Genomic DNA, 10,581 nt, shown 5'->3' with positions numbered 1-10,581 from the left:
GTTCACCGTCGACTTCAGCTCCAGGATCTCGCCCCGGGCATCCACCGTGATCTTCTGCGACAGGTCACCCTTCGCCACCGCCGTGGTCACCGAGGCGATGTTGCGCACCTGCGACGTCAGGTTCGACGCCATCGAGTTCACGTTGTCCGTCAGGTCCCGCCACGTGCCCGACACGCCCTTGACCTGGGCCTGACCGCCCAGCTTGCCCTCCGTGCCCACCTCGCGCGCCACCCGCGTCACCTCGTCCGCGAACGAGCTGAGCTGATCCACCATCGTGTTGACGGTGTTCTTCAGCTCCAGGATCTCGCCCTGCGCGTCCACCGTGATCTTCTGGCTCAGGTCGCCCTTCGCGACGGCCGTCGAGACCTGGGAGATGTTGCGGACCTGGCTGGTCAGGTTGCCGGCGAGCTGGTTGACGTTCTCCGTCAGGTCGCGCCAGGTGCCGGAGACCCCGCGCACCTGGGCCTGACCGCCCAGCTTCCCCTCGATGCCCACCTCGCGCGCCACCCGCGTCACCTCGTCCGCGAACGACGAGAGCTGGTCAACCATCGTGTTGACGGTGTCCTTCAGCTCCAGGATCTCGCCCTGCGCGGCGACGGTGATCTTCTGCGACAGGTCACCCCGGGCGACGGCCGTCGAGACCTGCGCGATGTTGCGCACCTGCGCGGTCAGGTTCGACGCCATCGAGTTGACGCTGTCGGTCAGGTCCTTCCAGGTGCCGGCGACGTTCGGCACGTCGGCCTGGCCGCCGAGCTTGCCCTCGGTGCCCACCTCGCGCGCCACCCGCGTCACCTGCTCGGCGAAGAGGCGCAGCGTGTCGGTGAGCGAGTTCATCGTGTCGGCCAGCTCGGCGACCTCGCCGCGCGCCCCGACCGTGATCTTCTGCGACAGGTCGCCCCGGGCCACCGCCGTCGCCACCTGGGAGATCGACCGCACCTGGCCGGTCAGGTTCGACGCCATGGTGTTCACCGAGTCGGTGAGGTCCTTCCAGGTGCCGGCCACCCCGCGCACGTCGGCCTGGCCGCCGAGCTTGCCCTCGGTGCCCACCTCCCGGGCCACCCGGGTCACCTCGTTGGAGAAGGACGAGAGCTGGTCGACCATGGTGTTGACCGTGCGGCCGATCCGCAGGTACTCGCCGCGCAGCGGGCGGCCGTCGATCTCCAGCGCCATGTGCTGGGAAAGGTCGCCGTCGGCCACCGCCACGATCACCCGGGCGATCTCGGTGGTCGGCCGGCCCAGGTCGTCGATGAGCGAGTTGACCGCCCGGTGGTCCTCCTCCCAGGAACCCTCCAGCCCCTCCTCCTCCAGACGCTCGGTGAGCCGGCCGTCCCGGCCGACGACCCGACTGATCCGCAGCAGGTCGCGGTGCTGCCGCTCCTGGAGGGCCACCACCTCGTTGAACGCGTCCGCCACCTCGCCGGCCGCGCCCGCCCGGGGGCGCAGCCGCACCTTGAGGTCACCGCCGCGCACCCGCCGCAGCGCCTCCGCCAACTCGCCGAGCAGAGCGGCCTGGTCCGGCGCGGACGGGTCCGCGGCTACCGGGTGTTTCGCCGTGGTCATCGCATTCCTCGCTCAGCTCCGGGGGGCCACCGGCGCCCGTCGAACGCACCGGCCGTTCCCTCATTGTGCCCGGCTGGGCACCGGTGACGCGCCGGCCGCCGGCCCGCCACGCCCGGCGCGCCCGGCCACGGCCACCGGCCCGCAGCGCCCGGCGGCACTGCCACCGGCCCGCCACGCCCGCCTCGCCCGGCCACGGCCACCGGCCCGCCACGCCCACAGAAGGGCCGCGCTCGCCCGCCACGGCGGCCCCGACCGCCGGATCGGCTTGGCGTGGGGCCGGGCGGCGGTGGAGGATACGACGGTGTCAGCGGGGGCGGGGCCGGCGGCCTTCGACGGTCCGGACGAGCGCGTCCGGCGGGTACGCCTGCCCGCCGACCGGCGCACGCCGGCCGCCGCGCGCGCCCTGGTCCGGTCCGTGCTCGCCGCCGCGCACCTCGACGACCTGCTCAACGAGGCCCTGCTGCTCACCACCGAGCTGACCACCAACGCCGTCGAGCACGCCCGCACCGAGTTGGACATCGAGGTCGTCGCCGACGACGTCGGGCTCACCGTGACGGTCTCCGACTTCGCCGCCGGATCGGTCGACGAGCTGACCGTCGGCGTACGCAACGACACCTCGGAGATCGACGAGGTCCCCGAGCGGGGCCGGGGGCTGCTGTTGGTGGACCACTTCGCCAGCCGCTGGGGCACCACGTACCTGCCCACCGGCAAGGGGGTGTGGTTCCGGCTGGACCGGACCGGTGCCACCGCCGGCCAGCGCGTCACCGCCGGCCCTCAGGCCGGTGCCGCCGGGGGCACGCCGACGCCGATACCCGGAGGGGAACACCCGGGGCCGAGCGCCGGGGCGATGAGCAAGCTGATGCAGACCGCCCCCGACCAGTACGCCGACGATCCGCTGCCCGACTTCGCCACCGACCTGCTCACCCGGCTGGCCGAGATGGTCGGCGCGGCCGGCGGCCTCGTCCGGCTGGACCGGGGCGACGGGCTGGGCAGGCAGGTGCTGGCCCGATACGGCCGCACCCCCCGCGCCGGCAACGAGCTGCTGCGGGTGCCGCTGGCGGTGCACCGGCCGTACGCCGGGGAGCTGGAGCTGGACGCCGCCCCCTCGACGTACGCGCGGCCGCTCGCCGTGCTGACCGCCGAGCGGCTCTCGCTGCACCTGGAGAACGACCGGCTGCGCCGCGCCGACGTCCGCCGGCAGGCCTGGCTGACGTTCCTGGCCGAGGCGGGCGAGCTGCTCGCCCAGTCCCTGGACGTCGAGCTGACGATGGTGCTGATCCCGCAGCTCGTGGTGCCCCGCCTCGGCCAGTGGTGTGCGGTGCACACCACCGACGAGTGGGGGCGGCTGCGGCTCGCGGCGGCCACCCACGCCGACGAGTCGGTGCTGCCGCAGCTGCACACGGTGCTCCGGGAGACGGGGCCGGACTCGGTGCAGTCCCGGCTGCGCGAGGCGTCCCGGATCGGGTCGCAGGTGCCGCTGGGCGGGCCGATGGAGGGCTTCGCCGTCCCGCTGGTGGCGCGCGGGCAGCGGCTGGGCACTCTCGCGGTGGGCCGCCACCAGCGGCACCGGCACGACCCGGACGAGGTGGCGGTGCTGGAGGACGTGGCCCGGCGGGCCGCCCTGGCCATCGAGAACGCCCGCATCCACGCCGAGCGACGTCGGGTCGCGCAGACCCTCCAGCGGTCGCTGCTGCCGCCGGTCCTGCCGGTCGTCGACGGCATCGGCTTCGCCGCCGAGTACGTGCCGACCGGCGACCACGCCGAGGTGGGCGGCGACTTCTACGACGTGCTCCCCCTGCCCGACGGGCGCTGGCTCGTCGTGGTCGGCGACGTGTCCGGCAAGGGGGTCGAGGCGGCGGCCGTCACCGGGCTGGTCCGGGACGTCATCCGGGTGCTGGTCAGCGACGGCAAGCCGCTGCCGGAGGCGCTGGGCCGGCTCAACGAGACGCTGGTCGAGCGAGGCGGCGGGCGCTACTGCACGCTCGTGCTGGCGGCCATCGGGCCGGGCGAGGGCGACCAGCTCGACGTGTCCCTGCACCTGGCCGGCCACGACCGCCCGGTGCTGCTGCGGGCCGGCGACGGTGCCGCGTTCGTCGGCACCGGTGGCACCGCGCTCGGTCTGCTCGACACGATCGCCTCGCCGGCCGCCGAGATCACCCTGACCCCCGGCGACTCGCTGATCTTCTACACCGACGGGGTGACCGAGCGCCGGCGCGGCCGGGAGCTGTTCGGCACGGAGCGGCTGCGGGAGTCCGCCGCGCCGCTGGCCGGATATTCGGCCGACGTGGTGGCCGCCCGGCTGCGCTCGACGGCGATCGGGTTCTCGGCCGAGACGCCCCGCGACGACATCGCGATCCTGGTGCTGCGCAACGACCGCCGCTGACGCCCGACCCGGGCCTGCCGCAGGCTGCGCGGGCCGGGCGCGGGCCTGCGCCGCCATGTCGGGGACATGGGGGTATCCGGGTCCGGGGATACCGCGATACCGCGATGTCGCCGACATGGCGCACGGCCACACCCGACGCGGACGGCGGGCCGGTGGGCCGGGTCCGGGGCGGGCCGGGGCGGCGGGCCGGTCAGAGGCCGCCGGGGAGGCGGCCCGGGGCCAGGCGCTGGTGCGGGTCCAGGTATTCCTTCGCCGCCCGCAGCCGGGGCAGCGAGGTCAGCTCGCCCCACAGGTCGACCACCTCCCGCACCTGCGACGGCGCGGCGACCACCACGCACCGGCCGCGCCGGGCGAGCAGCACGGCCCGCACCCCGGCGACGATGGACGCCACCCGCTCGGCGGGCAGGGCGCCGGGCAGGGCGGCGTGCACCACCCCCTGGCCGGCCGAGCCCCGCACCGGCACCGGGCCGCCGGCCGCGTCGCGCAGCGCGTAGACGGCGGCGTGCAGGTCGGTGATTGGCACCTCGATGCGCAGTGCGGTATCGCCGGGGCCGAACGGGTAGCGCCGCCACCACTGCGGGGCCGAGTGGTGGACCGTCGCCTCGTCGCCCAGCAGGCCGCGCAGCCCGTCGGCGCGTTCGGAGACGTCGGCGGGGTCGCCCTCCAGCAGCACGGTCAGGCTGCCCGCCCCGGCCGGGGTCACCGTGCGCCGGAACATGGAGGGGTGGCGGGCCCGGGCGAGGGCCTCCGGGTCGTCGGGGTGCAGCGGCGGGCGTACCCGGTTGGCCCGGGCCGGCAGGTCCAGCTCGACGGCCGCCGGGTCGAGCCGGGCGGCGAGCACCTCCCGGACCAGGCCGTCGATCTCCAGCGGGCTCCACACCGGACGGGTGACCCAGGCCCGGCTGGCCGGCACGGGCTGCACCCGCAGGGTGGCCGAGACCAGCACGCCGAGGCCGCCCTGCGAACCGCACAGCAGCCGGGCCAGCTCCAGGCCGGGCGCGCCGCCACCCGCGCTGATCAGCTCGCCGCCGGCGTCGAGGTAGCGCACGCCGACCAGTTGCTCGCAGGGGCCGCCGTGCCGGTGCCGCAGCGGGCCGGACTCGTCGGCGGCCAGCACCCCGCCGACGGTCGCCCCGGGCGAGGGCGCGTCGAGGGCCAGCCGCAGCCCCGCCCGCTCCAGGGCCGCCTGGGCCGCCCGCAGCGGGGTGCCCGCGCCGATCTCGGCCACGCCGGCGTCGGCCGGCCGGTGGCAGATCCCGGCCAGCCGGCCGGTGTCGAGCATGATGTCGACGTGCGCGGGGGCGACCCCCCAGTCGATCTTCGTGCCGGCGCCCCTGGGCACCACCGTCAGGTCGTGGGCGGCGGCCAGCCGCAGCACCTCGGCCGCGGCCGGCGCGGCGCCGGGCACCGCCACCCACCGGGCCGGCTCACCGGCGACCTCGTCGGCCGCCCCCGCGAACCGCGCGAAGGGCGGGCCGCATATCTCCCCCAGCCGACGGGTGATGCCCACTGCCCCGGACCGATCGATGGACCCCGCTGCCGACACCATGGCGACAATCGTACATGTGTTCGAAACTCCCGCCAGCCCGCTGCGCGCGGCGACACGCCGCCACACCGGCGGGCGACCCCCGGGGGTCACGGTGCTCAGCGGGCGGCGGCGCGGGCCCGCCACGCGGGGCTGTCGTGGTAGTGATTGTCGAACACCTCGGAGGACGCGGGGATCTCGCTCGGGTCGGCCTCACCCCGGTACACGCGCTCCAGCAGGCGGTAGTAGTCGAAGCGAGCGAGCCCCGGCGTGAACGTCACCAGGACGTCGGCCTCCTCGCCGGGGGCCGGCGCGAAAGCGTGCGGCAGGCGTGGGGGCACAACGAGCAGGTCACCCGCGTAAAGGGTGACGATCCGGTCACCCGCGAGCACCTGGAGGGCCCCGGCGAGGAGGAAGAAGCTCTCGGTGGCCCGGGTGTGGAAGTGGGGCGGGGCCCCCGGTGAGCCCTCGCGCAGGTACGAGCGGTTGACGGTGAGGGCGCCGTGCGTGTCGCCTGCGTCGGCGAGCAGGGTGATGCGGCTGGTGGGGCCGTCGGACAGGGCCTCGGCAGCCGCTGCGGTGACCAGTACGGGCGGTCGGAACTCGGTCATGGGCATTGCCCTTCCTGTTGGCAGCCATTTCTGGATATTTTGTGTCCAGAATTCAGTGTCGACAAGGCCCCCTCACGAGGAGCCATCGATGATCAGGCGCGCAGGGCGGCGAACCGCCCTCGGGTGTTCTGCGGAGTGTCCGGGTAACGGGCCTCCACCTCGGATCTGACGTCGACGAGCGTCCGGCTGGCCAGCTCGCGCCGCCAGGCCAGATCCGCCCGGCGCATGGACCGGGCGATCACGCACGCCTCGCGGTAGTCCACCTCCGCGCTCCCCCCCGGCCCCTCCCGCAGGATCTGGTCGCAGGGGAACGCCTCGCCCGGCCCCTCGATGGCGGTCACTACGTCGAGCAGGGTGATCGACTCCGCGCGTCGGGCCAACCTGAAGCCGCCGCGCGGGCCCGGCGTCGACGCCAGGATGCCGGCCCGCACCAGGGCCTGAAGGTGCTTGTTCAGGTACGCCGCCGGAAGCGCGTAGAACTTCGCCAGGACCGACGTGGGCACCGCCTCCCCCTGGCCGACGTAGGTCAGGTTGAGGCAGGTGTGCAGCGCCCACTCGACGCCCTGACTCATACGCATAATCTAGATGCTACATATCCAGATTAAGACCCGCAAGTGCCAAGCCCCGACGGCCGGTAACCTGACCGGCGTGACCACCGAGACCCCCGTGCCCGTCGCCAAGCAGGTCCCCGCCGAGCGCACCCACCACGGCGACACCGTCGTCGACGAGTACGCCTGGCTGACCGCCAAGGACGACCCGGAGACGATCGCCCACCTGACGGCGGAGAACGCGTACACCGAGGCGCGCACCGCGCACCTGGCGCAACTGCGGGCCACCCTGTTCGAGGAGACGCGCCGACGCACCCAGGAGACCGACCTGTCGGTGCCGGTCCGCAAGGACGGTCACTGGTACTACACGCGCACGGTCGAGGGCCAGCAGTACGGCGTGCACTGCCGCCGGGCGGTCCGCGACGGCGAGACCGAGCCGCCGGTCAGCGTGGACGGTGCCCCCCTCGACGGCGAGGAGGTGCTGCTCGACGGCAACCTGCTCGCCGAGGGGCACGACTTCTTCTCCCTCGGCGCGTTCGACGTCAGCCCGGACGGGCGCCGGCTGGCATACTCGACGGACTTCAGCGGCGACGAACGGTTCACCCTGCGGGTGAAGGACCTGGTCACCGGCGAGGTGCTGGCCGACGAGGTGCCGGACACCTTCTACGGCACGGCCTGGTCGGCGGACGCGTCGGTGCTGTTCTACGTCACCGTCGACGACGCCTGGCGGCCCAACCGGGTCTGGCGGCACCGGATCGGCACCCCGTCCACCGAGGACGTGGTGGTCCACCAGGAGGACGACGAGCGGTTCTGGGTCGGCGTCGAGCTGACCCGGTCGGAGAAGTTCGTCCTCATCGACATCCACAGCAAGATCACCAGTGAGGTGCTGGTGATCCCCGCCGGCAACCCCACCGGCGAGCCGGCGCTCGTCGCCCCGCGCCGGCAGGGCGTGGAATACAGCGTCGAGCACCACGGGCACCGGTTCCTGATCCTGCACAACGACGGTGCCGAGGACTTCGCGCTCGCGTACACCTCGGCGGACGCGCCCGGCGACTGGGTGCCGCTGCTCCCGCACTCCCCGGGCACCCGGCTGGAGTCGGTCGACGCGTTCGCCGACCACCTGGTCGTGTCGCTGCGCAGTAACGGGCTGACCGGGCTGCGGGTGCTGCCGGTCGGCGGCGGCGACAGCCACGACATCGACTTCCCCGAGCCGATCTACAGCGTCGGGCTGGACAGCAACCCGGAATACCGCACCCGGCAGGTCCGGCTGCGCTACGCATCGCTGGTCGCCCCCGAGTCGGTGTACGACTACGACCTGGTCACCCGGGAACTGACCCTGCGCCGGCGCAAGCCGGTCCTGCCCGGCCCCGACGGCCGCGAGTACGACCCCGCCGACTACGAGCAGCACCGGGACTGGGTGCTCGCCGATGACGGCACGCGCGTGCCCATCTCGCTGGTCTGCCGCGCCGGCACCCCCCGCGACGGCTCCGCCGGCTGCGTCATCTACGGCTACGGCTCGTACGAGGCGAGCATGGACCCGTGGTTCTCCGTCGCCCGGCTCTCCCTGCTGGACCGGGGCGTGGTCTTCGCCGTCGCGCACGTGCGGGGCGGCGGCGAGCTGGGCCGGCGCTGGTACGACCAGGGCAAGATGCTGGCCAAGAAGAACACCTTCACCGACTTCGTGGCCTGTGCCCGGCACCTGGTCAAGTCCGGCTGGACGTCGGCCGACCGGCTGGTGGCCCGGGGCGCGTCGGCCGGCGGCCTGCTGATGGGCGCGGTGGCCAACCTCGCGCCCGACGCGTTCGCCGGGATCGTCGCGCAGGTGCCCTTCGTGGACCCGCTCACCTCGATCCTCGACCCGTCGCTGCCGCTGACCGTCACCGAGTGGGAGGAGTGGGGCAACCCCCTCGACGACCCGGAGGTATACGCGTACATGAAGTCGTACGCCCCGTACGAGAACGTGACGGCCGTCGACTACCCGGCGATCCTCGCGGTGACCAGCCTCAACGACACCCGCGTGCTGTACCACGAGCCGGCCAAGTGGGTCGCCCGGCTGCGGGCGGTCGCCCCGCAGGGCGACTACCTGCTCAAGACGGAGATGGGCGCCGGGCACGGCGGCCCCAGCGGCCGGTACGACTCGTGGCGCGAGGAGGCGTTTATCAACGCCTGGATCCTCGACCGCCTGGGTGCGGTGTAAGGGTCGGCTCAGGCGGTGGTGACCAGGTCGGCGAGGACCTGCGGGTCGGCGTTGCCGCCGGTCACCACCGCGGCCGTACGCCCCGTCGGCAGCTCGCCCGAGCGGAACAGCCGGGCGGCCGTGGCCACCGCCCCGCTGGGCTCGACGACCAGCCGTGCCTCGCGGATCAGGCGACCGGCGGCGGCCCGGATCTCCTCCTCGGTCACCGTGACGATGCCGTCGAGGCGGTCCCGCAGGTGGGCGAGGGTCAGCTCCGACAGGTTGGTACGCAGCCCGTCCGCGCAGGTGCGGTAGGTCAGCGCCACGTCCCAAGCGACCACCCGTCCGGCCGCGAGCGAGTCCCGCGCGTCGGCGGCGAGCAGCGGTTCGACGCCGAACACGGCGGTCGACGGGCGCAGCGCCTTCACCGCCGTGGCGACCCCGGAGGCGAGGCCGCCCCCGCCGACCGGCACCAGCACCACGTCGACGTCGGGCAGGTCGGCGACGATCTCCGCCCCGACGGTGCCCTGGCCGGCGATGACCCGCCGGTCGTCGAACGGCGGCACCAGCGTCGCCCCGGTCTCGGCGACGATCCGCCGGGCCTCCGCCAGCCGCCGGGCCGGCGGCACGAGCAGCACCTGCGCGCCGAACGCCCGCATCCGGGCGACCTTCACCTCCGGCGCGCCGTCGGGCACCACCACCGTGCACGGCACGCCGGCGGCCCGCGCCGCGTACGCGAGGGCCTGGCCGTGGTTGCCGGACGAGTGGGTGACCACCCCCCGCCCCCGCGCGTCGGGGTCGAGCCGGGCGACCGCGTGGGTGGCCCCGCGCAGCTTGAACGACCCGACCGGTTGCAGGCTCTCCGGCTTCAGCCACAGCCCGTCGTCCCAGGGCGCGGCCAGCAGCGGCGTGCGCAGGACGGTCGGCGCGATGTCGGCGGCGGCGGCCCGGATGTCGTCGAGCGTCACGAGGTCCACGGGGTCATCCTGCCGCTCTGCATCGGGTCGCCGCCACACCGTTCAGGTCGCCCGCAGCTCCTCGACGGTGGTGCTGGCCCGCAGGAAGAGCAGCCCGACCGCGACCGTGAGTGCCACCGCAGCGACCGCGCCGGCCCCGACCAGGGCCAGCTGCTCCAGGGGTACGCCGGGCGTGACGTAACGCTCGGGCACGTCGATGAGGCGCAGGTACGGGCCCCGGGCGGCCGGGTCGGCGCAGATCGCGGCGGCAGCCTCGCAGACGTAGCCGCTGCCTCCGGTGCTTACCGGGCCCGAGAGGAACCGGCCGATCAGCAGCCCCACGCCCAGGGCGAGCAGCACCGCCGGCACCACCGGGGCGAGCGCCTGCCAGGCGACCGACCGACCCAGCACGCCCCGGGGCACCCCCTGGGCGACCAGTGCCGCGTACGCCCGGCGGCGGGCCACGATCCCCTCGACCAGCGCGACCAGCAGCCCACCGGCGGCGATCGTGACGGCCACCGCGACGGCGAGGTCCACCAGCGCGATCGTGTCGAGGTAGAACGTGTCCCCGCCGGAGACTTCGCCGAACGCCCGCAGCTCGGCCCGCTCGGCGGGCGAGTTCAGTCAGTCGTAGCACTTGATCTTGGTGGTTCGGTGGGACAGGATGCCCGCCGTGCGCAACATGCTGACGTTGGCTGATCGTGAAGAGATATCCCGTGGTCTGGCCGAGGGCCTGGAATACAAGGAGATCGCCCGGCTGATCAGCCGGAATCCGTCGGTGGTCTCCAGGGACGTGGCCCGGCACGGTGGCCGGGCGGGGTA

The 10,581-nt window shown here is 74.3% G+C and carries 9 protein-coding genes; 3 read left to right on the top strand and 6 right to left on the bottom strand.

Going from position 1 to position 10,581, the window contains the following annotated elements; genetic code table 11:
* Positions 1 to 1,560 (bottom strand): HAMP domain-containing protein (locus ACFT41_RS13780; RefSeq protein WP_377613818.1); only part of this gene is annotated, 1,560 nt, incomplete at its 3' end.
* 301 nt (positions 1,561 to 1,861) lie between these two features.
* Here ACFT41_RS13780 and ACFT41_RS13775 point away from each other — a divergent pair.
* Positions 1,862 to 3,943, top strand: coding sequence for a SpoIIE family protein phosphatase (locus ACFT41_RS13775; RefSeq protein ID WP_377580980.1), 2,082 nt, complete (start codon positions 1,862 to 1,864; stop codon positions 3,941 to 3,943).
* A 190-nt stretch (positions 3,944 to 4,133) separates the two neighbouring features.
* Here ACFT41_RS13775 and ACFT41_RS13770 read toward each other — a convergent pair whose 3' ends face one another.
* The 3 genes from ACFT41_RS13770 to ACFT41_RS13760 form a co-directional block, all read right to left on the bottom strand.
* Positions 4,134 to 5,492: an FAD-binding oxidoreductase gene (locus ACFT41_RS13770; RefSeq protein WP_377580982.1), complete on the bottom strand. Its 1,359-nt coding sequence runs from the start codon at positions 5,490 to 5,492 to the stop codon at positions 4,134 to 4,136.
* Between the two features lie 95 nt (positions 5,493 to 5,587).
* Complete coding sequence (locus tag ACFT41_RS13765; protein ID WP_377580984.1) at positions 5,588 to 6,079, bottom strand: cupin domain-containing protein; 492 nt, start codon at positions 6,077 to 6,079, stop codon at positions 5,588 to 5,590.
* A 92-nt stretch (positions 6,080 to 6,171) separates the two neighbouring features.
* Positions 6,172 to 6,657, bottom strand: a complete 486-nt coding sequence (locus tag ACFT41_RS13760) for an RrF2 family transcriptional regulator (RefSeq protein WP_377580986.1) — start codon at positions 6,655 to 6,657, stop codon at positions 6,172 to 6,174.
* A 70-nt stretch (positions 6,658 to 6,727) separates the two neighbouring features.
* On the opposite strand from ACFT41_RS13760, the gene ACFT41_RS13755 reads away from it, so the two are divergent.
* Positions 6,728 to 8,824: a S9 family peptidase gene (locus ACFT41_RS13755; protein WP_377580988.1), complete on the top strand. Its 2,097-nt coding sequence runs from the start codon at positions 6,728 to 6,730 to the stop codon at positions 8,822 to 8,824.
* Positions 8,825 to 8,832: 8 nt separating this feature from the next.
* Here ACFT41_RS13755 and ACFT41_RS13750 read toward each other — a convergent pair whose 3' ends face one another.
* On the bottom strand, positions 8,833 to 9,780 hold the full coding sequence (locus ACFT41_RS13750) for a threonine/serine dehydratase (RefSeq protein ID WP_377580990.1): 948 nt from the start codon (positions 9,778 to 9,780) through the stop codon (positions 8,833 to 8,835).
* Positions 9,781 to 9,822: 42 nt separating this feature from the next.
* The gene (locus ACFT41_RS13745) at positions 9,823 to 10,296 is read right to left on the bottom strand and encodes an FtsX-like permease family protein (protein WP_377580992.1); all 474 of its coding nucleotides are present in this window, start codon (positions 10,294 to 10,296) and stop codon (positions 9,823 to 9,825) included.
* Positions 10,297 to 10,423: 127 nt separating this feature from the next.
* Between ACFT41_RS13745 and ACFT41_RS13740 the strand changes: the two genes are divergently transcribed.
* Positions 10,424 to 10,581: helix-turn-helix domain-containing protein (locus ACFT41_RS13740; RefSeq protein ID WP_377613821.1), on the top strand; the 158-nt coding region annotated here is incomplete at its 3' end.

This window comes from Micromonospora sp. NPDC057141 (assembly GCF_042670805.1).
Taxonomy (GTDB): domain Bacteria; phylum Actinomycetota; class Actinomycetes; order Mycobacteriales; family Micromonosporaceae; genus Micromonospora.
This window is presented reverse-complemented; position numbering and strand designations above follow the sequence as displayed.